This is a genomic window from Streptomyces sp. NPDC014801 (genome assembly GCF_043082085.1).
Lineage (GTDB): Bacteria > Actinomycetota > Actinomycetes > Streptomycetales > Streptomycetaceae > Streptomyces.
In genome coordinates this window covers 341,851-368,199 of sequence record NZ_JBIBXG010000007.1, presented here as the reverse complement: position 1 = coordinate 368,199, position 26,349 = coordinate 341,851, and the positions used below count along the sequence as shown (strand labels likewise).

At 71.7% G+C, this 26,349-nt stretch carries 29 protein-coding genes; 19 read left to right on the top strand and 10 right to left on the bottom strand.

Annotation, left to right across the window (positions count from 1 at the left end):
• Positions 1-361 precede the first annotated feature (361 nt).
• The 6 genes from ACF1AL_RS19245 to ACF1AL_RS19220 all read right to left on the bottom strand — a co-directional run bounded on the left by ACF1AL_RS19245 (position 362) and on the right by ACF1AL_RS19220 (position 5,352).
• Entirely contained in the window at positions 362-946 is a 585-nt protein-coding gene (locus ACF1AL_RS19245; protein WP_391826582.1) for a hypothetical protein, read from the bottom strand.
• A gap of 336 nt (positions 947-1,282) precedes the next feature.
• Positions 1,283-1,873, bottom strand: coding sequence for a hypothetical protein (locus tag ACF1AL_RS19240; protein WP_391821105.1), 591 nt, complete (start codon positions 1,871-1,873; stop codon positions 1,283-1,285).
• 14 nt (positions 1,874-1,887) lie between these two features.
• On the bottom strand, positions 1,888-2,778 hold the full coding sequence (locus ACF1AL_RS19235) for a hypothetical protein (protein ID WP_391821104.1): 891 nt from the start codon (positions 2,776-2,778) through the stop codon (positions 1,888-1,890).
• 146 nt (positions 2,779-2,924) lie between these two features.
• Positions 2,925-3,578, bottom strand: coding sequence for a hypothetical protein (locus ACF1AL_RS19230; protein ID WP_391821103.1), 654 nt, complete (start codon positions 3,576-3,578; stop codon positions 2,925-2,927).
• A 326-nt stretch (positions 3,579-3,904) separates the two neighbouring features.
• The gene (locus ACF1AL_RS19225) at positions 3,905-4,615 is read right to left on the bottom strand and encodes a hypothetical protein (protein ID WP_391821102.1); all 711 of its coding nucleotides are present in this window, start codon (positions 4,613-4,615) and stop codon (positions 3,905-3,907) included.
• Positions 4,612-5,352 (bottom strand): hypothetical protein, encoded by a 741-nt coding sequence (locus ACF1AL_RS19220; RefSeq protein ID WP_391821101.1) that lies wholly within the window; start codon positions 5,350-5,352, stop codon positions 4,612-4,614. The genes ACF1AL_RS19225 and ACF1AL_RS19220 overlap by 4 nt, the downstream gene beginning before the upstream one ends.
• Positions 5,353-5,773: 421 nt before the next feature.
• Here ACF1AL_RS19220 and ACF1AL_RS19215 point away from each other — a divergent pair, with 421 nt between their 5' ends.
• The 17 genes from ACF1AL_RS19215 to ACF1AL_RS19135 all read left to right on the top strand — a co-directional run bounded on the left by ACF1AL_RS19215 (position 5,774) and on the right by ACF1AL_RS19135 (position 21,109).
• Positions 5,774-6,490: a hypothetical protein gene (locus tag ACF1AL_RS19215; protein ID WP_366838709.1), complete on the top strand. Its 717-nt coding sequence runs from the start codon at positions 5,774-5,776 to the stop codon at positions 6,488-6,490.
• 17 nt (positions 6,491-6,507) lie between these two features.
• Entirely contained in the window at positions 6,508-7,356 is an 849-nt protein-coding gene (locus tag ACF1AL_RS19210; RefSeq protein WP_386584032.1) for a hypothetical protein, read from the top strand.
• Positions 7,353-8,660, top strand: coding sequence for an ATPase, T2SS/T4P/T4SS family (locus ACF1AL_RS19205; protein ID WP_366838711.1), 1,308 nt, complete (start codon positions 7,353-7,355; stop codon positions 8,658-8,660). Before ACF1AL_RS19210 ends, ACF1AL_RS19205 begins: the two co-directional genes overlap by 4 nt.
• A gap of 131 nt (positions 8,661-8,791) precedes the next feature.
• Positions 8,792-9,724: a type II secretion system F family protein gene (locus tag ACF1AL_RS19200; RefSeq protein WP_366838797.1), complete on the top strand. Its 933-nt coding sequence runs from the start codon at positions 8,792-8,794 to the stop codon at positions 9,722-9,724.
• A complete protein-coding gene (locus ACF1AL_RS19195; protein ID WP_384204414.1) occupies positions 9,721-10,641 on the top strand; it encodes a type II secretion system F family protein in 921 nt (306 codons plus the stop codon). Before ACF1AL_RS19200 ends, ACF1AL_RS19195 begins: the two co-directional genes overlap by 4 nt.
• Positions 10,642-10,718: 77 nt before the next feature.
• On the top strand, positions 10,719-10,970 hold the full coding sequence (locus ACF1AL_RS19190) for a hypothetical protein (RefSeq protein ID WP_103780267.1): 252 nt from the start codon (positions 10,719-10,721) through the stop codon (positions 10,968-10,970).
• Positions 10,971-11,008: 38 nt separating this feature from the next.
• Complete coding sequence (locus tag ACF1AL_RS19185; protein ID WP_391826580.1) at positions 11,009-11,458, top strand: TadE family protein; 450 nt, start codon at positions 11,009-11,011, stop codon at positions 11,456-11,458.
• Entirely contained in the window at positions 11,459-11,935 is a 477-nt protein-coding gene (locus tag ACF1AL_RS19180; RefSeq protein WP_391821099.1) for a TadE/TadG family type IV pilus assembly protein, read from the top strand.
• Entirely contained in the window at positions 11,932-12,381 is a 450-nt protein-coding gene (locus tag ACF1AL_RS19175) for a TadE/TadG family type IV pilus assembly protein (RefSeq protein ID WP_391821098.1), read from the top strand. Before ACF1AL_RS19180 ends, ACF1AL_RS19175 begins: the two co-directional genes overlap by 4 nt.
• Before the next feature lie 60 nt (positions 12,382-12,441).
• Positions 12,442-13,101, top strand: a complete 660-nt coding sequence (locus ACF1AL_RS19170; RefSeq protein ID WP_391821097.1) for a hypothetical protein — start codon at positions 12,442-12,444, stop codon at positions 13,099-13,101.
• Complete coding sequence (locus ACF1AL_RS19165; protein WP_391826578.1) at positions 13,101-14,159, top strand: hypothetical protein; 1,059 nt, start codon at positions 13,101-13,103, stop codon at positions 14,157-14,159. The genes ACF1AL_RS19170 and ACF1AL_RS19165 overlap by 1 nt, the downstream gene beginning before the upstream one ends.
• Positions 14,160-14,181: 22 nt before the next feature.
• On the top strand, positions 14,182-14,676 hold the full coding sequence (locus tag ACF1AL_RS19160) for a hypothetical protein (protein ID WP_391826576.1): 495 nt from the start codon (positions 14,182-14,184) through the stop codon (positions 14,674-14,676).
• 4 nt (positions 14,677-14,680) lie between these two features.
• Positions 14,681-15,199, top strand: a complete 519-nt coding sequence (locus tag ACF1AL_RS19155; RefSeq protein ID WP_391826574.1) for an RDD family protein — start codon at positions 14,681-14,683, stop codon at positions 15,197-15,199.
• A 125-nt stretch (positions 15,200-15,324) separates the two neighbouring features.
• Complete coding sequence (locus ACF1AL_RS19150; RefSeq protein ID WP_391704260.1) at positions 15,325-18,312, top strand: BTAD domain-containing putative transcriptional regulator; 2,988 nt, start codon at positions 15,325-15,327, stop codon at positions 18,310-18,312.
• Positions 18,309-19,067 (top strand): prepilin peptidase, encoded by a 759-nt coding sequence (locus ACF1AL_RS19145; protein ID WP_391826572.1) that lies wholly within the window; start codon positions 18,309-18,311, stop codon positions 19,065-19,067. Before ACF1AL_RS19150 ends, ACF1AL_RS19145 begins: the two co-directional genes overlap by 4 nt.
• A gap of 185 nt (positions 19,068-19,252) precedes the next feature.
• The gene (mqnC, locus tag ACF1AL_RS19140) at positions 19,253-20,452 is read left to right on the top strand and encodes a cyclic dehypoxanthinyl futalosine synthase (protein WP_391821093.1); all 1,200 of its coding nucleotides are present in this window, start codon (positions 19,253-19,255) and stop codon (positions 20,450-20,452) included.
• A 6-nt stretch (positions 20,453-20,458) separates the two neighbouring features.
• Positions 20,459-21,109, top strand: a complete 651-nt coding sequence (locus ACF1AL_RS19135; RefSeq protein ID WP_391660115.1) for a hypothetical protein — start codon at positions 20,459-20,461, stop codon at positions 21,107-21,109.
• A gap of 10 nt (positions 21,110-21,119) precedes the next feature.
• On the opposite strand, the gene ACF1AL_RS19130 is transcribed toward ACF1AL_RS19135, so the two are convergent.
• The gene (locus ACF1AL_RS19130) at positions 21,120-21,284 is read right to left on the bottom strand and encodes a hypothetical protein (protein WP_391821092.1); all 165 of its coding nucleotides are present in this window, start codon (positions 21,282-21,284) and stop codon (positions 21,120-21,122) included.
• Positions 21,285-21,344: 60 nt separating this feature from the next.
• Here ACF1AL_RS19130 and ACF1AL_RS19125 point away from each other — a divergent pair, with 60 nt between their 5' ends.
• On the top strand, positions 21,345-22,040 hold the full coding sequence (locus tag ACF1AL_RS19125; RefSeq protein ID WP_384204450.1) for a demethylmenaquinone methyltransferase: 696 nt from the start codon (positions 21,345-21,347) through the stop codon (positions 22,038-22,040).
• Between the two features lie 134 nt (positions 22,041-22,174).
• On the opposite strand, the gene ACF1AL_RS19120 is transcribed toward ACF1AL_RS19125, so the two are convergent.
• The gene (locus ACF1AL_RS19120; protein WP_384204453.1) at positions 22,175-22,519 is read right to left on the bottom strand and encodes a PASTA domain-containing protein; all 345 of its coding nucleotides are present in this window, start codon (positions 22,517-22,519) and stop codon (positions 22,175-22,177) included.
• 93 nt (positions 22,520-22,612) lie between these two features.
• Positions 22,613-23,119: a GNAT family N-acetyltransferase gene (locus tag ACF1AL_RS19115; RefSeq protein ID WP_366838727.1), complete on the bottom strand. Its 507-nt coding sequence runs from the start codon at positions 23,117-23,119 to the stop codon at positions 22,613-22,615.
• Between the two features lie 97 nt (positions 23,120-23,216).
• Between ACF1AL_RS19115 and ACF1AL_RS19110 the strand changes: the two genes are divergently transcribed.
• Positions 23,217-24,509, top strand: coding sequence for a geranylgeranyl reductase family protein (locus ACF1AL_RS19110; protein WP_366838728.1), 1,293 nt, complete (start codon positions 23,217-23,219; stop codon positions 24,507-24,509).
• 278 nt (positions 24,510-24,787) lie between these two features.
• Here ACF1AL_RS19110 and ACF1AL_RS19105 read toward each other — a convergent pair whose 3' ends face one another.
• Positions 24,788-25,612, bottom strand: a complete 825-nt coding sequence (locus ACF1AL_RS19105) for a C40 family peptidase (protein ID WP_384204459.1) — start codon at positions 25,610-25,612, stop codon at positions 24,788-24,790.
• Positions 25,613-26,349: the final 737 nt, after the last annotated feature.

The following is a 26,349-nucleotide window of genomic DNA, read 5'->3' as shown; positions in this document are numbered from 1 at the left end:
GTTTCGCTCCTTAGTGGTGCGGGATCGGCGTGCTGCGGGAGGCCGACGCGACTGCCGCCGCGAGTTCACCGGCGTGGTCGCCGTTGCGTACGCGTACGGCGGCAACGGGTAAGGTGCGACTCTTCAAAGTGGCTCCCCCGTGATGACGACAGCTTAGTCAAGACCTCTGACGGTATCGATGGTGCTGGTGGTTCCGCCAGGCTCGACTGCCCAGCTGTCATGGGTGTTTGCTGTCCGTCACTGCAGAATGCGACGAGAGGCGCCGCGGAGGCGGGATGGTGGCGTCTGTAGAGTCCCTTTGATGCACGTCGTTACAAACCTTCGCGTATGTGACGAAGTGCCTGTGCCCGAGGCTCGTCGGCTAGGGAGTCTCCGTCCGATATGAGGGCTCCTGGTACCGCCGCACCGTACCCATGATCTTTCGCACGGTGGTGTCGGCCACTTCGTCGGGCACATTCATCGCGCCGACGAAGGACACTGACTCCACATCGCCGCGAGGGTCCCGGAAGGCGAATGTCCACGCCTTGCCGTCCGATGTGCATTTCTTCGCACTTCCGGCTCCGTCGGACCAGGCGGATCCCAGGCTGCCGGTGAGGCCGGACCGGGTGGTGAAGTCCTCCACGGGCCCTGGACGGACCTTGCTGCGGTCCGGCTGCGCGTACTGCCCGACCACCCAGGTCTGCGGGTCGAGGGAGGCCACTTGCCGGGGGCTGCCGGCCGCGGTGTTGGTCTTGGTGCCCACCGTTGCCAGCGGTGTGTCCTCCAGTGAGCCGTCTCTGTCGTTGTCCGACCTGCACCACCGCTCGTCCAGATACGCGGGGGCACGCATGGCGATCAGAGGCTTGTCCTCAGGGTCCCCGTTTCGGGCGACGTAGCGAACCCAGTCCGTGGATTTCAGCTCCCACTCGGGCGGAACGTCGAAAGCTATGCCCTGTACCGGGTTCACGACGACCTTCCAGCCTCGGATGAGGGGCGTTGGCCCATCGGCAGACGAGCTTGTCGGACTCTGTGGCCGGGTTGGCAGGATCGGTCCAGGGCCCGGACCGCCCCCGGCGCGGTCACTCAGCAGCAGGTGCCCGGCAACAGCCGCGCACGCCACGACCACCGTCGCCGCCGCCGCGACTGCAATGAGAGCAGGCCGGTTGCTCCGCCGTAGCGGCTTTTCGAAGGGCTTCTCGTACCGGCTCGTTGGCGCTGCCTGCGGCCCGTGCCAGGCCGTCGGCTGCTGTTCTCCTGGCCACATGCGTCGTAACGATACGTCGCAGGAAAGGCGAGCTTGCTGTCACTGTGCCGCCTCCCCGGCGAGGGACCGTCGAAGGCGCAGGCGCACGCCGCAGACCAACAGCACCGTAGTCGTTGCGGAGGCCAGCAGTCCCACCGCCCAGAGCCATGGGTAGTGGCTGAACACCCAGCTCGGCCGGGTCGAGGAACCGCGGCCCCACGTGCCCGTGTCCTGGGCGTTGAACACGAGGACCACGTAGGGAACCAGCGCGGTCGTGGAGAGCAGCCCGCAGGTCGTGCGGGTAAGGGTGCGGGCCGGGTGCAGTTTCCAGGACTTCCACTGCATCGTTGCGAGGCAGAAGCACGCGAGAACCGCGAGACCGGGGCCCGCCAGCCCGACGCAGGCTGCGAAGGCGTACGCGCCACCGGGCCAGTGGCGGGAAGCCCACCGATAGGCGTCGTCGCCCCAGACGTGGTCCAAGAGCGCCCAGACGACCAGGACGCCGGCGCAGGCGAGGAAAGCGAGACAGCCGAGGACGGTGTCGCTCTTCTTCTCCGCCGCGCCGGCGGCTTGCCGCCCCCGGGGTGTCCGTTCGTATCGCAGTGACGCGGGGGCCGCCCTACGGCGGCCCCGCTTGGCAGCCTCGCCCATGTGCCGTCAGTACCTCAGCGGTTGACCGACTGGATTTCCTGGACGGTCACGGCCTGGTCGTTGCCGAAGGTGCCGTCGGGGAGCCGGGTCGGGTTGGGGTTGCCCGTGCCGGTCCAGGTGATCTGCCAGGTCACCGTGGCACGGAGACGGTAGGTGCCGTTGCCCGAGGAACGCAGGTACTTGATGCCGCAGGGGGGCGTCCGGTTCGCCTTCCCCGGGGCGTACGGCTCCCCGACGGTGCCGCCGTTGATCGTGCACTCGCCCGAGGCCGGGTAGGTCTCGGCGTCGGCCGTGCCGGGTTCGAGCTTGAGGGAGACGGGCCGGGCGGTGGTGGTCGCCTGGATGTGCACGCCGCCGACGTCGAGGGCCGCGGTGACGGAGACGTCGGTGAACTTGGTCTTGTCCAGCCAGGCCCATGTGGGCAGGTTCACCTTGGTGACCTCGGCCGGCGCGAGGGTGACCTCGGTGGTGGGCAACTTGATGCGGTTGTAGGCGAGTTCGGCGAGGATCTGCGGCGTGACGGCGTTGGGCACCTTCGGGGCGTCACCGTTCTTCAGCCAGAACGGCAGCTCGTTGCAGACCTGCGCCTCCGGCTCCATCCAGCGGGACTCGTCGCGGACGGCGACCCACCAGGTTCCCTCGTCGGCCTGGTCGAGGTTGTAGTTCTTGTACTTGCCGTCCTTGTACATGTCGCGCATCTGGCCGACGGCCGTCTTCGCGTAGCTGTGCTGGCCCGGCGTGTTGATCGTCTCGTTGTACATGTCCTCCATGTACTTCGAGAACTCCTGTGCCGTACGCGGCTCGTACCAGCAGGCCGGCGGGGTCCAGTCGCCCACGGGAGTGACGTTGCCGGTGCCGCCACGGCTCTCGCCGCCGCCGTCCGTGGCGCCGGAGAAACGGACCATGGAGGTGAGGCTTCCACCGGACTGGTTACCGCTCGTGTGTGCCGTGCCACCCTGGGACTGGCCGCCGCCTCGCTCTGCGAAGGCGGCGGTCGGCGTGAGCGCTATCGCCGCCGCCGTCAGTCCCGCGAAGAGCCATCTTCGCGTTGTCACGGAGTGCACTTCGCGTTCCCCCTCTCCGAGAGCAGGCTTGTGGTCTGCCAGACGCCCTGCTCGTTCTTCTCGACCCGCGTGTTGTAGGCGACGTACGAGTTCTTCGTCGCGGCGGTCTTCTCGATCTCGTTGGTCTTGCGGTTCTTGTCGAACGCGTTGGTCTCGTCCGCGCAGTAGGCGAGGGCAGCGGTGTCCTTGTCGACCATGATGAGGTCGGGGTGGTAGAAGCGCACCGTGCCCGTGATCGTCTTGCCGTTCTTCACGTAGCCCTGGACCCAGTCGGCAGCCCCCGCGAGCGCCTGCCCCTTGTAGTAGAAGGCCAGGGCCTCGGCGTCCGGGTTGCCGGCCACGATCGCGGCGTCGGTCGCCTTGATGCGCTCCTTGACGTCCGACAACAGCCCGTCCTTGGCGGCGTCTCCCGTCTGCCAGCCCTCGAAGACGTCCTTGACGTCACCCGGCAGGGCGATGGTCGGGCGCTTCACGGCACCGGCCGACGCGCTCGGGGACGTCGGTGGCTTCGATTCGCCCGTGTCCGCTCCCGCGATCTTGTCGTTGTCCTCGGACTTCCCGTCGCCGCTGCCGCAGGCCGTCAGCAGGAGGGCTGCGGTCGCGGCGAGCGCGGCAGCAACGGGCAAAGTGCGGCGCTTCACAGTGGACTCCCCGTGAGACAGATGTCAGTCAAGGGCACTGACGGTATCGGCGTGGCTCTTGGTTTCGCCAGAGCGAACCTTTCTGTGCGTCAGCTCACACCCGACGGGGTCCAGGGTGCCCGCGTCGACAGGGGACGTCGTACACGGTCACCGTCACCGCGTCGTTCGCGGGCGCCCGGACGCACAACGCGGTGGCCTCCTGCGCCGCGATCCCGTCGGCCAGTACGTACAGCCGTCCTGGCCGAGCCGGTAACAGGTACGGCACGCCCGTGGACCGCGTTACACGGCGCGGGGGTCATGCCGCCCCCGTTCTCGTCACCCGTGTCCTACCCCGCGTACCAGCCGAGCGATCCCGCCGCGTCCGCCGGGTCGAAGGACTGGTGGAGGGCGGCGAGGGCCGCGACGAGGCGAGGGTCCCAGCCGGGGACCCGCACCGCGTACTCGTCGGAGAACCCCCGGAACGAGATGTGCGCGCGGCGGGACGCGTCGCGCCAGATGATCCGGCGGGGCGCGCGGAAGCCGCCGTCGCCGTCGCCCAGCAGGCTGGAGACGAGGAACAGCAGGCACAGCGGCAGGCCGAGCGGCCACCACACGGCCCACCACACCAGGCGGCCCTTGTATCCGTGCAGGACGGGCCCGTTCACCGGCTCGACGGTCCACCGCAGCCGGGCGCACCGGCGCCGGCGGACGGTGATGCGCGCGAGCGGCGTGCCGTAGGGGTCCTCGACGCGGTACACGCCGGGAAGGCCCGTCAGGCGGGAGCCCAGTGGCTGCTCCGTCAGCACGCGGGCGACCGGTGTCCCGTCGTCGGCGGTGAGCTGGAAGGCGCGCGAGGAGCGGGCGGCGCGCGAGGACCCGGTGGCTCGCGAGGACTGGAAGGGGCCCGAGGAGCGGCCCGGGTCCGGTCCGGTCGCCGGGTCGGGCAGGTGGTGGAGGTGCAGAGCCGTCCGGTCGTGGCCGCCCGGGACGGTGCGGCGGACGACGGCGGGCGGGGTCTGCCGGTAGTCCAGCTCGTACGTCTCGACGGTCCCGCTCATCGCAGTCTGGCGTTCTGCGCGTTCACCACCGCCGGCGCCGGCTCGGCGTCGCTGGGCCGGTTCTGCAGCATCGCCATGCCGTTGACGGAGAAGTAGACGGCCATGACGTCACCGGCGCGCACGGCCTCGGTGTGCAGGGTGTGGGTGACGCCCTGCACGGTGGTCGTCGCCTTGAAGGCGACCGTTCCGTCGCCGGCGCGGGCCGTCGGCTGTTCGGCCGCGACCGAGGTGTAGGTGCTGCTGTCGTTCTTGGACTTCGCGGTGAAGCCGGCGCCGCACGCGCCCACCGCCTTTTCCAGACCGGCCAGGGCCGACTGCGCGCCGCCCGGGCCGTAGGCCGTGAGCGTGACGTAGGTGAGCGGGGCGTCCGTCGTGTCGCCCTGGACGACCCGGGTGAGGTCGGCCTGCGGCGCGCCGAGCGGCAGCTGGTGCATGGCGTAGACGAGCGGGGCGCAGTCCGCCTTGTCGACGGTGACCTCGTGGGTGGAGCGGGCGAAGGTGTAGTCGCCGGACGGCTTCTCCACCGCGTGGCCGCCCACCTCCGCCGGCGTCACCATCAGCTGCGCGAGGCGTTCGGCCGGGGAGGTCTGCCGGGTCGGCGAGGGCGAGGTGGCCTTGTCGGCCCCGTCCGCGGCGCCGCTGCCGGAGCAGGCGGTGAGAGCGGTCAGGGCGGTCAGGGCGCAGGCGGAGAGGGCGGCCGTGGTCAGGGCGGCTCGCGTCTTCGTCGTCGGCGTCATGGGAAAAGATCATGGCATGCCCGTTCCGTACCTCCGTGAGTGAATGGTGCAGGGATCGTGGGCGCGGGGTGACGACGGCCCGGCCGGTGGCGAGGCCGCGAACGGCGCGCCTGGCGGGGGTGATTCGCTGACGCACAGCAGATGAAGGGCCGTTCCACCTGGTGTTCAACGGGGCGTCGATCCGGTGTAGTTGCAAATGAAGAAGCAGGTGTGCGGTGAGTCGTCCGCGCATGGGCTCGCCTTGAGGGCCTTATGCACGGCTGATACCGTGCGATCGCTTGACACTCGCCCTCGCGCCGGTTAAACGCGCGGTCTCGGTGGATCTCGACGGGTCTCCGCGGGTCTTAGGTGAAGTGTCCGGATTTGCAATGAATGCAAAGAAGTTGGCAGACAACAGCTTGGGTGTACGGGGAGCGGTTGCGTGAAGATCCAGGAGCGTACGGGGGCGGGCGCGGGACGTTCCGCGGCTCCGGCTCAGCCGTCGGTCGGTGACCGGCTGCCCACGCCGCCGCGGGAGCGCAAGCCGGCGCTCGCGGCGCTCGCGGTGCTGCTGATCCTGGTGGGCGCGCTGGGCGCGACCATGCTCGTGCTGCGGGCCGGCGACCGGGTCGAGGTCGTCAAGGTGACGAAGGACATCCAGGCCGGCGAGTCCGTGAGCGCCGACAACACCACCTCCGTGATGGTCGCCGACGACGCCTCCATCAACTACGTCAAGTGGACCCAGCTGGACGCCCTGAAGAAGCTCAAGGCGAAGTCCACGATCTACGCCGGCACGGTCGTCGTCGGCGACATGTTCGCCGCGAAGGCCGAGATCCCGGCCGGCAAGGCCTCCGTCGGTCTCGCGCTGAAGGAGGGCCAGTACCCCTCCGACATCAAGTCCGGCGACCACGTGGCCGTCTACAACGTCGACGCCACCGGTTCCGGCTCCGGCAAGACCGGCACCGGTTCCTCCTCCTCGTCCTCCGGCGGACTGCTCGTACAGAACGCGCTCGTCAGCGGCGTGAAGGACAGCAGCGACGCCACCGTCAGCACGGGCAACCTGTCGCTGACCCTCCTCGTCGACCAGACGGACGCCGCCGCCGTGGCCCGCGCCGCCTCGGCCAACGCGGTCGCCATCGTCCGCGTCTCCGGCAACTAGAAGGCGGCGGACGACCCATGGCCCTCATCGCCCTCGCCGCCGACAAGGGTTCCCCCGGCGTCACCACCGCGGCCGTCGCCCTCGCTGCCGTGTGGCCGCGGCGCGTGCTGCTCGCCGAGACCGACCCGGCCGGCGGCGACCTCGTCTACCGCAGCGCCGCCGCGCACGGCGGTCCGCTCAACCCCAACCTCGGCATGCTGTCGATCGCCGCGACCGCGCGCCGCGGCCTCGTCCCCGACCAGCTGTGGGACCACGTCCAGCCGCTCAGCGGCGGCCTGGAGGTGCTCGTCGGCCTCGGTGTCGCCGAACAGGCCGCGGGCCTCGCCGGGCTGTGGCCGACCCTCGGACACGCCTTCGCCTCGCTCGCCGACTCCCCGCACGCCGCCGCCGACGTCATCGCCGACTGCGGCCGCGTCAGCGGCGACACCCCGGCCGTCGAACTCTTCCCGCACGCCGCGCTGGTGCTGCTGATCGCCCGTACCGAGGCCGAGTCCCTGGCCCGCGTCCGGGACCGGGCCGCCGCGCTCGCGGCGAAGCTGCACGGCGGCCCGCGCGGCGCCGCGAGCCTCGCCAACCCGGTGATCGGGGTCGTGCTGGTCGCCGACCCGGGCAACGCGGGCAAGCTGGTCAACCAGGTCAACGACATGCTCGTGCACGCGCAGACCGGCGCCCGCGTCGTCGGCACCATCGCCGACGACCCGGCGGGCGCCGAGATGCTCGCCGGCCGCCGCCGCGGCCGCCTCGACAAGTCGCTGCTGATCCGCTCCGCCCGCAAGGTCACCGCCGACCTCTACCAGCAGTACGGCGCCTCCTGGTCCGTACCCGCCGACGGCCCGATGAACGGGCACGCGGGGGCCGGGCGATGACCGCTGTCGACCACCAGTTGGTCAAGCGGTTCCGGCAGGAGGCCGGCGACCGCATCGCCGAGCAGCGGCGCCTGGACCAGGCCAGCGGCGTCACCCCGATGTCCAGCGAGGACGAGCGGCAGTACGCCCGCGCCGTCATCGCCCAGATACTCGAGGAGTACGCCCGCTCCGAGATCAACGCGGGCCGTACTCCGCTGGACGCGGAGACCGAGGAGCAGTACGCCGCGGCCGTGCACGCCGCCCTCTTCGGCGTCGGCCGGCTCCAGCCGCTGCTGGACGACCCGCAGGTCGAGAACATCGACATCAACGGCTGCGACCAGGTCTTCATCGGCTACGCCGACGGCCGCGAGACCAAGGGCGAGCCGGTCGCCGAGACCGACGAGGAGCTCATCGAGCTCATCCAGGTCCTCGGCGCCTACTCCGGCCTGTCCTCCCGGCCCTTCGACTCCGCCAACCCGCAGCTCGACCTCCGGCTGCCCGACGGCTCGCGTCTGTCGGCCGTCATGGACGTCGCCCGCCGGCCCGCGCTGTCCATCCGCCGCGCCCGCATGGGCAAGGTGTTCATCTCCGACCTCGTCGGCAACGGCACCCTCACCCCGGAACTCGGGCACTTCCTGGCCTGCGCGGTCCGCGCCCGCAAGAACATCATGATCGCGGGCGCCACCAACGCCGGCAAGACGACGCTGCTGCGCGCCCTCGCCAACGAGATCCCGCCCCACGAGCGCCTCATCACCGTCGAGCGCGCCCTGGAGCTGGGCCTGGACACCTTTCCCGAACTCCACCCCAACGTCGTGGCGTTCGAGGAACGGCTGCCCAACTCCGAAGGCCAGGGCGCCATCTCCATGGCCGAACTCGTCCGCCGCTCCCTGCGCATGAACCCCTCCCGGGTCATCGTCGGCGAGGTCCTCGGCGACGAGATCGTCACCATGCTGAACGCGATGTCGCAGGGCAACGACGGTTCGCTGTCCACGATCCACGCCAACAGCTCGCACGAGGTGTTCAACCGCATCTCCACCTACGCCCTGCAGGCCGCGGAACGGCTGCCCATCGAGGCCAGCCAGATGCTCATCGCCGGCGCGGTCAACTTCGTCGTCTTCATCCAGCGCCGCAACAACTACGCCACCGGCGGCCGCCTGCAGCGCATGGTGACCTCCGTGCGCGAGGTCAACGGCGTCGACGGACGCGTGCTCTCCAGCGAGGTCTTCGCCGAGGCGCCGGACGGCCGGGTCGTACCGCACGCCCCCATCGCCTGCCTGGAGGACCTCATCGCACACGGCTACCAGCCGCACGGAACGTGGGGGTGAGCGGCATGACGACCACGATGGCTCTCGGCTCGCTCGGCGCGACGGCCGCACCGGCCCCGGACGCGCTCGCCGCACCGGCCCCGGACGCGCTCGCCGCGCCGGCCCACCTCGCTCTCGGCTCGCTCGGCGCGATGGGCGGGCTGTTCTCCACGACCGTCCTGTACTCCATCGCCAGCGGCGTCGCCGTAGGAGGCGGCCTCGCGCTGCTCCTGCTCGCCATCCGCGGCCTGCCCGCCAAGCCCGAGCACGAGAAGCGGCAGGCCAGCGAGCGCGCGAACGAGCTGATCCGGTTCGCCGGGCAGCGCGGCTCCCTCGCCGCGATCATCGGCCTGGCCGTGCTGCTGCTGACCCGCTGGGTCGTGGCCGGCGCCGCCGCGGCCGTCCTCGTCTTCTTCTGGGACCGCCTCTTCGGCGGCGCCGCGGAGGAACGCGCCGCCATGAAGCGGGTGGAGGCCCTCGCCTCCTGGACGGAGTCGCTGCGCGACACCATCGCCGGCGCGGTCGGCCTGGAGCAGGCCATCCCGGCCTCCGCCCGGGCCGCGGCGCCCGTGCTGCGCCCGCACCTCGACGCCCTCGTCGACCGGCTGCGCTCCCGCACCCCGCTGCCGGACGCGCTGCAGCTGCTCGCCGACGAGATCGACGACGCCTCCGCCGACATCATCGTCGCCGCGCTCATCCTCAACGCCCGGCTGCGCGGCCCCGGTCTGCGGCAGGTGCTCGGCGCGCTCGCCAAGTCGGCCCGCGAAGAGGTCGACATGCGCCAGCGCGTCATGGCGCAGCGCGCCTCCACCCGCCGTTCGGTCCAGATCGTCGTGGCGGTGTCCATCGCGTTCGTGCTGGGCCTGTCCATCTTCAACCGGGACTTCGTCGCGCCCTACGGCTCGCCCGTCGGCCAGCTCGTCCTGGCCTGTGTGTGCGGCCTGTTCGCGCTCGGCTTCTGGTGGCTGCGCAAGCTGTCCACCATCGAGACGCCCGAACGCTTCCTGGTCCGCGACGAGTCGTCCGTGCAGTTCGTGCGTCCCCGTACGCCCGTCCAGCAGCAGGAGGAAGGGGTACGCCGATGAACCTCACGATGCCGATCGTCGTCGGCGTGGTCTTCGGCCTGGGCGTCTACGCCCTCGTCCGTGCCCTGATGCCGAGCAAGCGCAGCGCGCTGCAGCAGGTCGCCCGCATCGACGCCATGCGGGCGCGCGGCTCGGCGTACGGGACGCAGGCGCGGGCGCCGGAGACGGGCCGCTTCGGCACCCTCCGCGCCCAGGTCGGCGCGCGCGTCGCCGAGTTCTATCTGCAGCAGGGCTGGGAGCAGCGCTCGCTGCGCGCGGACCTCGCGGTGCTGGACCGCAGCTGGGAGAAGTTCCTGGCGACGAAGGTGCTGCTCGGTGTGGCGGGTCTGTTCTTCGGCCCGTTCCTGTTCGCGGTGGTCTACACGATGGGGTTCGGCAAGAGCCCGATCATCCCGGTGTGGCTGGCGCTGACGTGCGGCGCGATCTTCTTCTTCCTGCCCGACCTGGAGGTACGGCGGGACGCGGCCGACAAGCGGCGCGACCTGAGGCGGGTCATCGGGGCGTACCTGGACCTGGTGTCGATGAGCCTGGCCGGCGGGCGGGGTCTGCCGGAGGCGCTGATGGCGGCCGCGGAGGTCTCCGACGGCTGGGCCAACCAGCGCATCAAGTACGCCCTCGCCGACGCCCGGATCACCGGCAACAGCCAGTGGCAGGCGCTCGGCGCGCTCGGTGAGGAGCTGGGCGTGGAGGAGCTGAAGGACCTCTCCGCCTCCCTGGCCCTGGTCGCCGACGACGGCGCGAAGGTCCGCGAGTCCCTCGCCTCGCGCGCCGAGACCATGCGTCACCGCGAACTCGCCGAGATCGAGGGCAGCGCGGGCGAGAAGTCGCAGTCGATGCTCGTCGCCCAGCTGCTGCTGTGCGCGGGCTTCCTGGTGTTCCTGATCTTCCCGGCGGCGATGCGGGTGTTCCAGGTCTGACCCGTCTCACCTCAGCACACAGCCTTCAGCGGACCGACTGCCAGCCTTCGATTAGGACCTCGAGAGGACAACTCACCATGAACGGACGGAACTTCTCCACCGGCATCCCGGCCGTGGACTTCCTCGTCACCTTCCTGCGCGGCCGCGTCGAGCGCGCCCGCTCCGGCGAACTGGACCGCGGCGCCTCCGCGGTGGAGTGGGTCATCATCTCCGCGGTCGTCGTGGCGATCGTCGGCGTGGTGGCCGCCATCATCAACGCCGCGCTGAGCGAGGGCGCCAACAAGGTCGGCGACTGCATCAAGGGCGCGGACGCGGGCAAGACCTGCTGAGTGCCGTAACTACGGGGTTGACGGGGATACACGTGGGCGTGGGCAGATGGGTGCGCCGCAGGGTGTCGGCCGTACGGGAGGCGACGGCGCACCGCGGCGACTCCGGCATGACGGCGATCGAGTTCGTCCTGCTCACCCCCGTCCTGTTCTTCATGATCTTCGCGACGGTGCAGTTCGCGCTGTACTTCTTCGCCGACCACGTGGCCCAGGCGGCGGCCCAGGCGGGCGCCCGCAAGGCCCGCGCGACGGCGCACGACGAGCCGGGCGCGTGGCGCGGCAAGGCCCGTGGCGTGGTCGACGACTACATCAGCCAGCTCGGTCCGCAGCTGGTGCTGTCCCCGGACGTGAAGATGCTCCAGCCGGAGCAGAACACGGTCGGCGTGGAGATCTCGGCCCGCATCCCGACGGTCTTCCCGGGCCTGGACCTGACGGTGCACGCCCAGTCGGTGGGGCCGGTGGAGCGGTTCGTGCGGGAGGGGGAGAGGTAGATGGTCTCCCTGCGGGAACGCCTCCGGCGCCCGGGCGGCTACCGGGGTGCCGGCGACGACGTCAAGGCCTGCGACCGGGGTGCCTGGGGCGACCGGGGTCTGTCGACGGTCGAGGTGGTGATCCTCGCGCCGGTGATGATCCTGTTCATCCTGGTCCTGGTGGCCTTCGGCCAGCTCGTCGAAGGCCGCGGCGCACTCGACGGCGCGGCACGCGACGCGGCGCGGGCGGGGTCCATCCAGAAGGACCACGGCACGGCCATGGCGGAGGCGCGCAAGGTCGCCGAGGCGGACCTGAAGGACGTCTGCTCGGGCCCGGTGTCGGTCGTGCAGACCAGCGCCGGCTTCGCACCGGACACCATCTTCACGGTCGAGGTCAGCTGTCAGGTGCGGGGCCTGGCGATGCTCGGCCTGAACGTTCCGACGACCCTGTCGGCGTCGTTCAGTTCCCCGCTGGACCCCTTCCGGAGGTCGGCGTGAAGCAGTGGTGGCAGCAGCGTGTCTCCCGCTTGGACGACCGCGGCTCCGGTGCCGGCGCGGTCATCATCTTCGCCCTTGTCTTCCTCTCGCTGGCGGCCTTCGTGATCGACGGCGGTCTGTCCATCTCCAAGCGGGAGCGGGCGGCCGACATCGCGGAACAGGCGGCCCGCTACGCCGCGCAGGACATCGACAAGGAAGCCCTCTACGGAAACCAGGGCGGCCCGGCGCCGATCAACTACCAGAACTGCGACGCCCGCGTGAAGGCGTTCGCCCGCGAGATGGACATGACCGGCGCGGACATCGCCGCGACCCACTGCGTGGCGGCCGACGCGCAGCAGGTTCAGGTCGAGGTGCAACTGACGTACCGCCCTGTCTTCACCGGCATGTTCTACGGCGGCGACGTCGTGGTGCACGGCCAGGCGGTGGCGGAGAACCAGGTGGGCTGACGACCCATGAGCTTCCGGCCGTCCATTTGTGAACGATCCCCCCTCGGAGGTTACGAACCGATGCGCACACGCCCGACCACGGCAGCGGCGGCTGCCCTGACCACGGCGGCGGTCCTGCTGCTGTCCGCCTGCGGAGGCGGCGGCTCGGACTCCACCGACAACGACAAGATCGCGGGCGCGGACACGGGAGCGCCGACGAGCGCCTCGCCGACGCCTTCGGCGAGCGCGGACCAGATCAAACGGCCGGAGATCAAGCTGCCGAGCGACATCCAGAACGTGTTCGAAGGGGGGACCACGGGTGATCCCACGAAGGACGCGGTGCTGGCGGACAACGAGCGGCGCATCAACTCGATCACCGAGGCGATCACCGTGGACGCCAAGGAACACCCGGCCCTGAAGTTCTACTCCAAGGGCGACGCTCTTCTGACGTCCTACACGTACATCAAGGGCTTCTACGACAAGAACCGCAGCTATGTCGGAAAAGCCCGCTACTACGACCGGGAGGTCACGATCCTCTCGGACGGCGTTGCCGCGGTCACCTACTGCGAGGACGGTACGCAGACCTACCCGAAGGATCGCAAGACGGGCAAGGTGGATCGTTCCATCAAGGGGTCGGCCAGCGACTACGCCTTCTACAACACCCGGCTCGAGCGCAATGCCCAGGGTGTCTGGCAGACCACGAGTGTGTCCTCCACCGAGGCGGCGAAGAGGTGCATGTGATGCGGAACAAGCGGTGGTCCAGGCGTCTGCTCGTCCCGGCGGTGGCGGTCGCGTTGGCGGCCGTGCCGTCCCAGGCGTTCGCCGGCGGTGGCACCGGGGCCGGTGGAGCCCCTGAGGGGAGCGCCAGCGCAACCGGTGGCGCGCAGAACGGCGGCATCCAGGCGCAGACCAAGGTCACCACGACGGTGAACGGTGGCGGCGCCCAGTCGGCGAAGACCGGGACCCTGACGCCGAGCAACAGCAACTGGACGCCTCCGGCGTGCTGGTACGAGCCCTCCTTCTCGCCCAAGGAGATCGAGGCCACCGTGAAGGCGATCCGCAGCCTCGACGGGCTGCCGTTCTTCGGAGGCATCGGTACGGCCGTCGGCGACATGCTCGACTACCGCTACAAGGACGGCAACCCGTACAAGAACTACAACCTGGACCAGCAAGGCAAGGGCATGTTCTGGGCGGCGGTGAAGAATCCGAACCGCAAGGACGACCCGGCGGCCAACGCCTGCGACAAGCCACCGTTCTGGGTCCCCAGCGGCCAGCCCCCGAACGAGCCGCTCGCCGTCTCGCCGAAGGTGCTGGCCGAGTACGCCTACGACGAGCTGCCCATTCCCGGAACCGACGTCAAGATGGCGCCCACGGGGGCCTCGACGGTGAACCTGCCGACCTGGATCTGGCTGGACAAGACCAAGATCCACAAGGTGTCCGTCACGGCCAGCCTGCCCGGCACGGGTCTTTCGGCCACCACCACCGCCGAACCCGTCTCCTTGCACATCGACCCCGGCACGAGCGATGCCGAGACCATCCCGGCGTCCGGTGACTGCATGTTCCTCAACGGCGCCATCGGCGAGGAGTACACGGCGGGCAAGGCGAACCAGACGCCGCCCTGCGGTGTCCGCTACCTCCGTTCCACCGGTGCCGGCGGCCCCTACGCCCTGAAGGCCACGGTCACCTGGCGGATCACCTGGACCAGCACCACCGAACCAGGTGTCCACTCACTGCCCAGCGGCACCTTCGGCGACACGCAGAACGTGACCGTGCGTGAGATCCAGTCGGTCAACCGCTGAGGAATCAGGGCCGTAAGAACCCATGCTGTACGAAGAGAAGATCCCCAAGACCTGGCTGGCGATCACCACCGTTCTCTACCTGGTGGGGATCGCCGCCATGGGCGCGGGCAGCCTGCCCGACGACTTCGGCCTGTGGCTCGGCCTGTCGGCGATGTTCCTGGTGCTCGTCTGGGTGCCGTTCAACGCCGTACCGCTGTCGAAGTACTTCTTCAACCGCATCCGGATCGACGCGCAGACCCTGCGCGTCGGCCGGGAGCGCATTCCCCTGGCGGAGCTCGATCCCGCCGGCGTGCACGCCGCGTCCCAGCAGGCCGTGCCGACGGCCGCGCAGCGCTACGCGACGTCGCTGAACACCAACGCGCCGGTCGCCGCCCGTCTGGTCGGGGGTGGTTGGAGCGTGCCCATGGGCATGGACAGCGTGGTGATCACCACCCGTCGCGGTGAGGCGTTGACCATCGCCACCCGCGACCGTACGGCGTTCCTGACCGCCCTCGGCCGGGCGTTGGGAGCCGGGTGACGCGATGAGCAGCGCGTCACCCGCGACGGTCCCGCCCTCGTCGGGCCGGCGGCTCACGGCGGTGTTCGTGGACGCCTTGCTCGCCGTGGCCGCCGGCTCGGCCGCTGCCGTCGCCGTCGGTGTGCACGCCGGTGACGGTTCTCCGGCCCAGAGCCCGGTTCCCTCGGTCGTGGCCGCCGCCCTCGGCGCCGCGCTCGCCGTCTCCTTCGCCAATCACGTCCTCCTCACCTGGGCGGCCCGGGCCAGCCTCGGCAAACTCGCCGCCGGCCTGCGGGTGGTGCGGGAGCGGGACGGTGGCCGCCCCGGGCCGGTCCGCCTCGTCGGCCGGTGGCTGTGGGGCTTTGTCTGGGCCGTCGTCGCCGTACCCCTGCACGTGGCCACCGACAGCGACGTGGAGCAGCAGGACGCGGTGGGGGTGCGGGTGGTGCGCAAGCGTGCGGCCGCGCAGGGGACAAGTCCGGCTTCTGCGGCACCGGGTGAGCAATCGCCCGGTGCGCGTTCCGGTTCCGTCCCGGCCCCGTAGCGCTGTCCGTGCCAGTCCATAAGATCTCTGTAGGCTCGAACCACCCACCCCCACCCACCTCTCACCACCCCCACGCACCAGACCGTCATCAGACCACCTCCACACTCGACCCCAGGACATCCGCCATGGCGCGACGCAGGAACTCCAGCTCGACGGGGAGCTCGGGCAATTCGACGGGCCCGCGGAACCGGACTCCGCAGCCGGTGCGGGTGCGGCGGCGTACGTTCGGGGACTTCGTGAAGGCGTTCCTCGCCTTCGTGGCCCTGCTCGTGCTCGTCGTCGGCGTGCCGCTGGCGCTGGCCTCGCAGGTCGGCTGGCCGCTGCCGAGCGGTGCGCCCAGCCTGGACTGGCTGCAGCAGGAGATCACCGTCCAGACCTTCCTGCACATCCTGACCGTCGTGGTCTGGCTGGCCTGGGCGCAGTTCACCGCGTGCGTGCTCGTCGAGGTCAAGGCCGCGGTGTCCGGGGTCGGCGTGCCGGGGCGGGTGCCCGGGGCCGGGCCCAGTCAGCTGCTCGCCCGCCAGCTCGTCGCCGCGCTGCTGCTCGTCGGCGCCACGGCGGCCAGCCTCACGCCGGGTCTGTCGCAGCTGGGGCACAGCCTGGAGGGCAACCAGAAGCCGGCCGTCGCCGCCGCCCAGCAGACACCGGGGCTGTTCGCGCAGACGCAGGAGCAGACCGCGAACGCCGCCTCCGCGCTCGCCGAGCAGGCCGCACACGCGCGTGCCGACAGCCAGGCCAAGCACGGGGACACCAAGTACTACCGGATCCAGCCGCCCGAGGGCCGCCACCACGACTCCCTGTGGGAGATCGCCGAGCGGCACCTCGGCGACGGCCGCCGGTACAAGGAGATCTACGAGCTCAACAAGGACCGCGTCCAGCCCGACGGCTCCCGCCTGTCCGAGGCCAGCCTCATCCGGCCCGGCTGGATCATGGAGATGCCCGGCGACGCCCGCGGCGGCGACCTCGTCGAGATGCCCGACGCCGCCCCCACCGTCTCGCCCGAGGTCCAGCAGCAGATCCACGACTACGCCAAGAGCGGCCACCACGCGCAGGGCGGCGACCACGCCCAGGGCGGCCATCACGCGCAGGGTGGCGACCACGCCCAGGGCGGGGGCGCTCAGGGCGGCGGCGGCCACGTCTCCCTGCCCGAGCAGCGGCCCGCCCCCGACCACGGCGCGCCGCACCAGCAGCCCGCCCCGCACGCACAGCAGCACCAGGGTTCCGGCGACTTCGGCCTGCCGCAGGCCCTCCTCGGCGCGCCGTTCCTCGCCGCCGGCCTGCTCGCCGCCCTCGGCCGGCGCCGCCGCCAGGCGCTGTGGCAGTCGGCGATCAGCACCGTGCGCGGGCGTGGCATGGAGCCGCCCACCCCGACCGGTGACGCGCTCGACGCCCAGGACGCGCTGCTCGTCGGCGCCGACCCGGAGGGCGTCCGCCTGCTCGACCGCTCGCTGCGCGGGCTCGCCGCCGCCCTCGCCGCCGAGTCGCGTCCGCTGCCCGTCGTGTACGCGGCCTGGCTGACCGGCGGCGACCTGCACCTGCAGCTCGCCCAGCCGGCCGGCAAGCCGCCCGCGCCCTGGCAGCTCGGCCAGGACCAGACCTTCTGGGTGCTGGCCCGGACCGACGCCGAGACCTACGGCGACACCGACACCGCCGCCCCCTACCCGGGCCTGGTCAGCCTCGGCACCATGGACGACTCCCGCCTCCTGCTCAACCTGGAGGCCGTGCCCGGCATCGTCTCCTTGAGCGGCCGCGCGGCCGACCGGGACGCCGTCTTCGCCTCCGTCGCCGCCGAACTGGCCACCAACGGCTGGTCCGACCGCATGACCATCACCCTCGTCGGCTTCGGCGAGGACCTCACCCCGCTCGCCCCCAACCGGCTGCGCCACCTCGACGGCATCGACGCCCTGCTGGAGACCATGGAGGCCGAGACCCGTCAGCGCCGGGGCGCGCTCGGCGCCGCCGGCCACGACTCGGTGCTGACCGGCCGTACCGGACCCGCCCAGCACGCCCGCTGGGCGCCGCACCTGGTGCTGCTCGCCGCGCAGCCCGCCGCCGAGGACGCCCGCCGGCTCGCCGAGCTCGCCGCCGACGCCAGCCGCCTCGGCATCGGCTACCTCGTCGGCAGCGAGAGCGGCGAACTGCCCGGCGCCTCCTGGGAGATGGAGATCTCCGGCGACGGCAAGCTGCGCGCCCCGCTGCTCGGCCTGGAACTGGACGCCCAGATGCTGCCCGCCGCCCAGCGGCAGGCCGTCGTCGAGCTGTTCGTCGAGGCCGACCCCGAGCACGGCGGCCCGGACGGGCCCACGACCACCCCGCCGTTCCTCGTCGACATCAGCGAGCAGGGCCGCCCCGCGGTCTACGCCCGCCTCGTCGGGTCGTACGAGATCATCGGCCTGGACGCGCCCGACGACGAGCGCAGCGCGCTGCTGCACGAGGCGCTCGCCCTGCTGCTCCTGCACCGCGAGGGCGTGCACCCGCGCGTGCTGTCCTCCGCGCTGTGGCCGCGCGGCGTCACCGACGACGTCCGCGAGGCGCTGCTGGAGCGGCTGCGCGCCTGGCTCGGCACCGACCCGGACGGCACCCCGCGCCTGACCACGGACGCCACCGGGCGGCTCGTGCTCGCCAAGTCGGTCGTCTCCGACCTGGACGTGCTGCGCTCCCTCTACCACGAGGCCACGCAGGGCCGCGGTGTCGACAGCCGCGCCGTGCGCGGGCGGCTGCTCACCGACGCGCTCGTCCTGGTGCGCGGCCCGCTGCTCGCCGACCGGCCCGCCGGCCGCTACCGCTGGCTCACGCACGAGATCGTCGACGCGCAGCTGCCGCTGCTGGTCGCCGACATCGGGCTCGCGCTGTCGGAGTTCCACCTGGAGAAGGACCGCGCCGAGCGGGCGATCGAGGCACTGAACGCCGCCCTGCGCACCGCCCCCGACGACGAGCGGCTGTGGCACGAGCTGCTGCGCGCCACGCACGCCACCGGCGACCCTGAGCGGCTCACCGCCCTGGCCGCCGACCTCGTCGCGCGCAGCGGGGCCCGCGGCCTGCCGCCGCGCACCGAGGCCCTGCTGGACGAGCTGCTGCCGACGTGGCGCGAGGGCGCCGCGGCCGTCGGATGAGCGACCCCGGCGACCTCCTTCCCGCCGTCGCCGCCTTGTGGGGCGCGGCGGCGGGCGCCCTGCTCCCGCGGGCGGCGTACCGCTTCTGCGTGCCGTCGGCGCAGGAGGGCGAGGAGCAGCAGGGCTGGCGGCGGACCTGCCCGCAGGGGCATCCCGTCCGTGGCTGGCTGGGCCGGGCCCGCTGCCGGGCCTGTCCGCCCGGCACGGCGTCGTACGGCCCCCGGGTCTGGCCCCTCGCACTGGTCACCGCCCTGCTGTGCGCCGCGCTCGCCGCCGCCACCGGCACCCGGCCCGAGCTGGGCGTGTGGCTGCTGCTGACGCCCGTCGGCGTGCTGCTCGCCGTCGTGGACCTGCGGGTGCAGCGGCTGCCCGACCCGCTCACGCTGCCCCTCGCGGGCGCCGCCGCGCTCCTGCTGGGCCTGGCCGCGCTGGCGCCCGAGCACGCCGGGCACTGGACGACCGCCCTGCTGGGCGCGCTCGTGCTGGGCGGCGGCTACTTCCTGCTGTTCCTGATCAACCCGGCCGGCATGGCCTTCGGCGACGTGAAGCTCGCGCTCGGCACGGGCGCCGTCCTCGGCTGGTACGGCTGGCCGACGCTGCTGCTCGGCACGTTCGCCGGGTTCCTCTTCGGCGCGCTGTACGGCGGTTTCCTGGTCGTCGCGCGGGGCGCCGGGCGGCGTACGGCGATCGCGTTCGGGCCGTTCCTGCTCGCGGGGGCGTTCGCCGGGGTGCTGGTGGGGGCGTACACGGCCTGAGCGGACGGCGGACGGCGGCCGGGCGGCCGGGCGGGCGGACGGGCGGACGGGCGGCCGGGCGGACGGGCGGACGTGCCGACGTGCGGACGGCTCTCCGCGGCGCGGGCAAGGCCAAGGTCGGCCCTGTCAGAGGCCTGGCGTACGCTGGTTCGGTCCGTTACACCCCTTCCGAAAGGGACGCTCCGGTGACCGAGAAGGCCGACCTCCAGTCCGTCCTCGACCGTGCCGCCGCGGGCGGACGGATCACCCCCGAGGAGGCGCTCGACCTCTACCGCGACGCCCCGCTGCACGCGCTCGGCGCCGCCGCCGACGCCGTGCGCCGCCGCCGGTACGCGGGCACCGAGCACATCGCGACGTACATCATCGAGCGGAACATCAACTACACGAACGTGTGCGTCACGGCGTGCAAGTTCTGCGCCTTCTACGCGGCCCCCAAGGACACGGCCAAGGGCTGGACCCGCGACCTGGACGACATCCTGCGCCGCTGCGCGGAGACCGTCGAGCTCGGCGGCACGCAGATCATGTTCCAGGGCGGCCACCACCCGGACTTCGGCGTCGAGTACTACGAGACGCACTTCAAGGCCATCAAGGACGCCTTCCCGCAGCTGGTGATCCACTCGCTGGGCGCGTCCGAGGTCGAGCACATGGCCCGGATCAGCGGCGTGTCGGTCGAGGAGGCCATCACCCGCATCCACGAGGCGGGCCTGGACTCCTTCGCGGGCGCCGGCGCCGAGCTGCTGCCCGAGCGGCCGCGCAAGGCGATCGCGCCGCTGAAGGAGTCCGGCGAGCGCTGGCTGGAGATCATGGAGACCGCGCACCGGCTGGGCGTGGAGTCCACCTCCACGATGCTGATGGGCACCGGCGAGACCAACGCCGAGCGCATCGAGCACCTGCGGATGATCCGCGACGTGCAGGACCGCACGGGCGGCTTCCGCGCGTTCATCCCGTACACCTACCAGCCGGAGAACAACCACCTGAAGGGCCGCACCCAGGCCACCCTGTTCGAGTACCTGCGGATGATCGCGATCGCCCGCATCTTCCTCGACAACGTCGCCCACATCCAGGGCTCCTGGCTCACCACCGGCAAGGAGGTCGGCCAGCTCTCCCTGCACTACGGCGCGGACGACCTCGGCTCGATCATGCTGGAGGAGAACGTCGTCTCCTCCGCCGGCGCCAAGCACCGCTCCAACCGCATGGAGATCATCGACCTGATCCGCAAGGCGGACCGCGTCCCGGCGCAGCGCTCGACGACGTACGAGCACCTGGTCGTCCACGACGACCCGGCGAACGACCCCGTCGACGACCGCGTGGTCTCCCACATCTCCTCGACGGCGTTCGAGGGCGGCACGGCTCACCCGGAGCTGAAGCTGCTGGCGTCCAACTGAGCGCTCGTGCTGACGATTCACGCCGCTGACCTGCTGGTCACGGGCGAGTCGCGGTGGTCCCCGATGCCCGGGGGCGCGGTCCTCGTGGAGGGGCGGACGGTCGTGTCCGTCGGCCCCCGCGAGGAGTTGGAGGCCGCCCGTCCCACCGCCCGGGTGCGCCGCTGGCCGGGCCTCATCGGGCCCGGCCTGCTCAACCTCTACGGGCCCGAGCTGCTGGAGCGCGCCTACCACCCCGACCCGCGGGAGGCCGGCGACCTCGGCAGCGAGCCGATCACCGGCGAGGCCCTGACCACCCTCGGCATGACCGACAGCCGGTGGGGCGCCAGCGCGCGGCGCGGCGTGCAGCGGATGCTGGCGCACGGCACGGTCGCCGTGGCGGGGGACCTGAAGCGTCCCGCGGTGCAGGACGCCGTGTACCGCGCCGGTCTGACGGTGGAGCAGCGCTTCGAAGAGCCGCCGGGACCGCCGCGCCTCGACCCGCTGGCCGGGGGCCGCGCCCTGGCGGAGGCCATGAACATGCCGCTTCTGCCGTACGAAGGCATGGACGCCACCTTCGCCGTGTTCGACGTGCCGGACGAGGCCACGCTGGCGCAGCGGGGGGCGTCCACGTGCGTGGCCACGGTCGTCGCCGGGCGTCTGCTGTACCGGCGGCGCTGACACCGCCGTCCTAGCCCGAGAACGCCTCCGCGAACGCCCCGTCCTCCTGCGGCACCCCGCTGCAGTCCGTCGCCGCGTCCTGCGCCGAGGAGTGGTTCCTGTTCGGGGTCGGCTGGTTGTTGATCGGCGTGTTCGTGACCGCGTGCGGATGGGTGGAGGACGTGGCGGCGCGCAAGCGGCCGCGGCTGCTGCCCGGGGGCCGTGCCGCGCAGGGCCGTACTGCAACAATGGGCGCGTGACCCGCGCATCCCTGGACAAGCAGCCGCACGAAGTCGCCTCGATGTTCGACAACGTGGCGGAACGGTACGACCTGACCAACGACGTGCTGTCCCTGGGGCAGGACCGCCGCTGGCGCAAGGAGGTGGCCAGAGCGGTCGACGCCCGGCCCGCGCAGAAGGTGCTCGACCTGGCGGCCGGCACGGCGACCTCCTCGTTGCCGTTCGCGCAGACCGGTGCCTACGTCGTCCCCTGCGACTTCTCCCTGGGCATGCTCCAGGTCGGCAAGCGCAAGCACGCCTGGCTGCCCTTCACCGCCGGCGACGCGACGAAGCTGCCGTTCAAGGACGACACCTTCGACGCGGTGACGATCTCCTTCGGGCTGCGCAACGTGCAGGACTTCGACGGGGCGCTGCGCGAGATGCACCGGGTGACGCGGCCCGGCGGGCGCGTGGTCATCTGCGAGTTCTCGCATCCGACGTGGGCGCCCTTCCGGACCGTCTACACCGAGTACCTCATGCGGGCCCTGCCGCCCGTCGCCCGGGCGGTATCCTCCAACCCGGACGCGTACGTCTACCTCGCCGAGTCCATCCGCGCCTGGCCCGACCAGGCAGGCCTGGCCGAGCACCTGCGCAAGGCCGGCTGGACGAAGGTCGCCTGGCGCAACCTGACGGGCGGAGTGGTGGCCCTGCACCGGGGCTTCAAGGAGAGCTGAGCCCTTACGGGGGCGAGGGCCTGTGGGACGTCCGGGGCTCCGCGCCGGACGGTACCGGAGCCTGCCGGAGGCATCGCGGCACCCGGGGCCCGGCGGCGGTGGCGCCGAGCCCGTCGCGGTGGCGGCCGGCCCGGTCAGCGGCTGCCGATCACCGCGTACGGATCGCCCGGTTCGTCCAGTTCCCGTTGCAGTCCGCCGCGCGGTGCGTACGGCGGGCGCGGCTCGTGCACGCCCGCGCCGCCGCCCCCTTCGCCCTCGCCGAGGTCGAACCACACCGTGACGACGGCCCCGCGCGGCACTTCGGCGCCGGGCGGCGGGTACTGCCGTACGACGTAGTCGACGACGGTGCGGCGGAAGTCGGGACGGTCGGGAGCGGTGAGCAGGACTCCGTGCGCGGCGGCGCGCTCCCGCGCGTCGATGGCCATGAGGCCGACGAACCGGGGCACACGGACTTCGGGTGTTCTGGGTGTTATCGGCACAGATGTCACCCCCAGCGGTACTGGCAGGGTAACCGCCCGGGGGTGCCCACCGGAAGCGTCAGGTCGCGTTCCGTAGTGAAGGGTTACTCACGGTTACAGCGCGAGCCGGTAGCAGTGCCCCTCCCGCTTCCGCTCCGGCGTCACGAACGTCTCCGCGAGCCGCATCCCCAGCCGCCGGGTGACCGCGATCGAACGGGCGTTGCGCGCGTCGACCATGGCGACGACGTCACCGACCCCCGCCGCGCGCACCCGGTCGAGTGTCATCAGCGCCGCCGCGGTGACGTACCCCTTGCCCCAGTACTCCCGGCCCAGCCGCCAGCCGATCTCGATCTCGCCCGCCGGACCCCACGCGTGCGGCCACGGCTGGGCGCCGGTGAAGCCGATGACCCGGTCCTGCTCGTCCACCATGCTCCACAGGCAGAAGCCGCGCTCCGCGTCGTGTCTGCGCTGGCGGGCGGTGAGCTCCTCGTACACGGACAGCTCGGCGGGCCGCCCGCCGTGGAACTCCATGACGTCCGGGTGGGCGAACACCCGGTGCCAGGCCACCGCGTCCTCGTCGGTGGGGACACGCAGCCGTACCACGGGCAGAGTTCGGTTCACGGGGCAGCCCTTCAGCCGATTGATCAGTGCCGCTGAATAGACTGCCCATGTCCTGTGCCCGTCGGCACACAGATTTCGAACTTGGGGAGATCCCGCCGTGAGTGTCGTGACCGAGCCCCTCTCCGAGAACACCGCCGATGTGATCGTCGTGGGCGCGGGCCCGGCCGGTTCCACGACCGCGTACCACCTCGCCCGGGCCGGCCTCGACGTGCTGCTGCTGGAGAAGACCGCGTTCCCGCGCGAGAAGGTGTGCGGCGACGGCCTGACCCCGCGCGCCGTCAAGCAGCTCGTGGCGATGGGCATCGACATCTCCGAGGAAGCCGGCTGGCTGCGCAACAAGGGCCTGAGGATCATCGGCGGCGGCGTACGGCTCCAGCTGGACTGGCCGGATCTCGCCTCCTTCCCGAACTACGGCCTGGTCCGCAAGCGCGACGACTTCGACGAGCAGCTGGCCCGGCAGGCGCAGAAGGCCGGCGCCCGGCTCTTCGAGCGCTGCAACGTCTCCGGCCCGATCGTCGACGACCGCACCGGCCGCATCACCGGCGTCACCGCCAAGCTCGGCGAGGAGAAGCGCGAGGTCACCTTCCACGCGCCGCTCGTCGTCGCCGCCGACGGCAACTCCACCCGGCTCTCCCTGGCGATGGGCCTGCACCGCCGCGAGGACCGCCCGATGGGCGTGGCCGTGCGGACGTACTTCGAAAGCCCCCGCCACGACGACGACTACCTGGAGTCCTGGCTGGAACTGTGGGACCGCCGCGGCCCCCAGGACCGGCTGCTGCCCGGCTACGGCTGGATCTTCGGCATGGGCGACGGCACCTCCAACGTCGGCCTGGGCGTGCTCAACACCTCCGACTCCTTCAAGGAGCTGGACTGGCGCGAGGTGCTCAAGGCCTGGTGCGCCTCCATGCCGGAGGACTGGGGCTACACCCCGGAGAACATGACCGGCCCGATCCGCGGCGCCGCCCTGCCCATGGCCTTCAACCGCCAGCCGCACTACACCAAGGGCCTGCTGCTCGTCGGCGACGCGGGCGGCCTGGTGAACCCCTTCAACGGCGAGGGCATCGCCTACGCCATGGAGTCCGGCCAGCTCGCCGCCGACGTCATCGTCCAGGCGCACGCGCGCGCCACGCCCGGCCAGCGCGAACTCGCCCTGCACCGCTACCCGCGCATCCTGAAGGACACCTACGGCGGCTACTACACGCTCGGCCGCGCCTTCGTGAAGCTCATCGGCAACCCGAAGGTCATGCAGATCGCCACGCAGCGCGGCCTGACGCACCCGATGCTGATGAAGTTCACCCTGAAGCTGCTCGCCAACCTCACCGACCCGACGGGCGGCGACGCGATGGACCGCATCATCAACGGCCTGAGCAAGGTGGCGCCGAAGGCCTGAGGCCCACTCCGCCCTGCCCGGACAGCCGGCGGCCCCTGTGAGGGGTCGCCGGCTGTCCTGTGCCGTGCGGGGGACCGTGGGGCGTCCGCGGGGCGTCCATGGGGGAGCGGGAGCTGTCAGGTGCCCTCTGGGCCAGGAGCTGGGGGCGTCGGGCCGAGAGCCGGGAGCTGGGGGCGTCGGGCCGGGAGCCGGGGTACGCCGCCGGGGTAAGCCGAAGGGCCGCTGCCCCCGAGCGGCTGCGGCCCTTCGCCCCTTTTACGGTTGTTCGGGTGCGTGCGTCAGAGGACGCGCACCGCTCCGCTCGGCGGGTCGTACGACAGCGGACGCTCGACGACGCCCGTGGACGGGTTCTGCGCGCCGACGAACATGCCGTCGCCGACGTACACGGCCACGTGGTACGCGCTGCCCGCGCCGCCCCAGTAGAGGATGTCGCCGGGCTGGAGGTTGCTCAGGGAGACCTGGGTGCCCGCGGTCGACTGGTCCTGCGAGACGCGCGGCAGGTCGATGCCCACCTGCTTGAAGGCCGTCTGCACCAGGCCGGAGCAGTCGTAGGCGGACGGGCCGGTGGCGCCGGAGACGTACGCCTTGCCGACCTGCGCCTTGACGAAGTCGACGACGGTGGCGGCCGAACCGGTCGCCGAGGACGAGCTCGTGGAGACGTCGGCGCTCACGGACGCGGAGAGCGTGGGCCGCTCGGAGCTGCGGGAGGCGCGCTGGGCCTGCTCGGCGGCGGCCTTGCGCGCCGCCTCCTCCGCGGCCTTCTTCTTGGCCTCGGCGGCCTTCTTCTTGGCCTCCGCGAGGTCCTTTTCGGCCTGCTTCGCGGCCTTCGCGGCAGCCGCGTCACGCTCGGCCCGCAGCTCGTAGTTCGCGGCCGCCAGCTGGGTGGCCTCCGCGGACTGGGCGACCTGGGCGGAGATGTCCGCCGTCAGGGTGGGCAGTTCGAGGGTCTGCGTCACCGGCTCCGCGGCGTTCGCCGAGGAGGCCGACGCGCCGGCGACTGCCAGCGTGCTGAGGACGCCACCGGCAACTCCGGCCCGCATCGCGATTTTCGACGCGCTGCGGCGGGGCTTCCGGTGGCTGCGTATGTGAGCGGTGTGGGACATGGGAACAACCGGTATCAGGGGCTCCTTCATACCTTCAAGAAACGTGTGCTGCGCCACAGTTGCTCAACCGAGACCTCGAATCCCGGGCGTGTCGTTCTTTATTGACGCCGTAACGGACATTGCGGACGCGGCTCAACACGGCTTTGATCACGTACTTTCGTCATTACGCCCGAATTGCCCTGCGCCTACCACTGGTCGGGGTCGTTGGCCAAGCCCGGTTCTCATGCGCCTCTCATCGATGTGGCGGAGGTCACGGAACGGTCACCGCAGTCGGGGCGTCCGTGCGTGGATGCCGCCCCGCGTTCCCGCTCGGGACGGCGGGTGCGGGCTCGGTGAGTCGGTCCACCCCGGCCCATGAGCCCGGTTTGCCCCGTCACGGGCCTGTTGTCCCGTCAACGAGAGGGCTCTGCCCGGCCGGTGGGCCTGGTGCCCCGTCAGGGGGCGCCCCCTCGCCCGGAGCTCGCCGCGCCGGCCGACCCTGCTCTCGCTATAGAAGGCCGTCTTCGGTGAAGGGCGGGAGGCGAGTCCGCCGGCAGTCCTACGTCCACTCTCGGCCCGGCGAGCGCCCGACTTCCTGCGCGGCGCGCGCCCGACTCCCGGCACTGCGTGTGACCTTGGGTGGCCACGAAAACACGCGCCGCAGTCGCTCTCCGCCACGCCGACTTTGTTTGTGAAGTCACGAACGTGTCCACCTCGTGCACCGGTTGCCCCTCGGACGTGTGACGCGGGCATCTAGC

Coding starts and splice junctions, on each gene's coding strand:
- ACF1AL_RS19240 (WP_391821105.1), bottom strand. CDS start 1,873: ATGGGCGAGGCTGCCAAGCGGGGCCGCCGTAGGGCGGCCCCCGCGTCA.
- ACF1AL_RS19235 (WP_391821104.1), bottom strand. CDS start 2,778: ATGGTCCGTTTCTCCGGCGCCACGGACGGCGGCGGCGAGAGCCGTGGC.
- ACF1AL_RS19225 (WP_391821102.1), bottom strand. CDS start 4,615: ATGAGCGGGACCGTCGAGACGTACGAGCTGGACTACCGGCAGACCCCG.
- ACF1AL_RS19220 (WP_391821101.1), bottom strand. CDS start 5,352: ATGACGCCGACGACGAAGACGCGAGCCGCCCTGACCACGGCCGCCCTC.
- ACF1AL_RS19210 (WP_386584032.1), top strand. CDS start 6,508: ATGGCCCTCATCGCCCTCGCCGCCGACAAGGGTTCCCCCGGCGTCACC.
- ACF1AL_RS19205 (WP_366838711.1), top strand. CDS start 7,353: ATGACCGCTGTCGACCACCAGTTGGTCAAGCGGTTCCGGCAGGAGGCC.
- ACF1AL_RS19200 (WP_366838797.1), top strand. CDS start 8,792: ATGGGCGGGCTGTTCTCCACGACCGTCCTGTACTCCATCGCCAGCGGC.
- ACF1AL_RS19195 (WP_384204414.1), top strand. CDS start 9,721: ATGAACCTCACGATGCCGATCGTCGTCGGCGTGGTCTTCGGCCTGGGC.
- ACF1AL_RS19190 (WP_103780267.1), top strand. CDS start 10,719: ATGAACGGACGGAACTTCTCCACCGGCATCCCGGCCGTGGACTTCCTC.
- ACF1AL_RS19180 (WP_391821099.1), top strand. CDS start 11,459: ATGGTCTCCCTGCGGGAACGCCTCCGGCGCCCGGGCGGCTACCGGGGT.
- ACF1AL_RS19170 (WP_391821097.1), top strand. CDS start 12,442: ATGCGCACACGCCCGACCACGGCAGCGGCGGCTGCCCTGACCACGGCG.
- ACF1AL_RS19165 (WP_391826578.1), top strand. CDS start 13,101: ATGCGGAACAAGCGGTGGTCCAGGCGTCTGCTCGTCCCGGCGGTGGCG.
- ACF1AL_RS19160 (WP_391826576.1), top strand. CDS start 14,182: ATGCTGTACGAAGAGAAGATCCCCAAGACCTGGCTGGCGATCACCACC.
- ACF1AL_RS19155 (WP_391826574.1), top strand. CDS start 14,681: ATGAGCAGCGCGTCACCCGCGACGGTCCCGCCCTCGTCGGGCCGGCGG.
- ACF1AL_RS19150 (WP_391704260.1), top strand. CDS start 15,325: ATGGCGCGACGCAGGAACTCCAGCTCGACGGGGAGCTCGGGCAATTCG.
- ACF1AL_RS19145 (WP_391826572.1), top strand. CDS start 18,309: ATGAGCGACCCCGGCGACCTCCTTCCCGCCGTCGCCGCCTTGTGGGGC.
- ACF1AL_RS19105 (WP_384204459.1), bottom strand. CDS start 25,612: ATGTCCCACACCGCTCACATACGCAGCCACCGGAAGCCCCGCCGCAGC.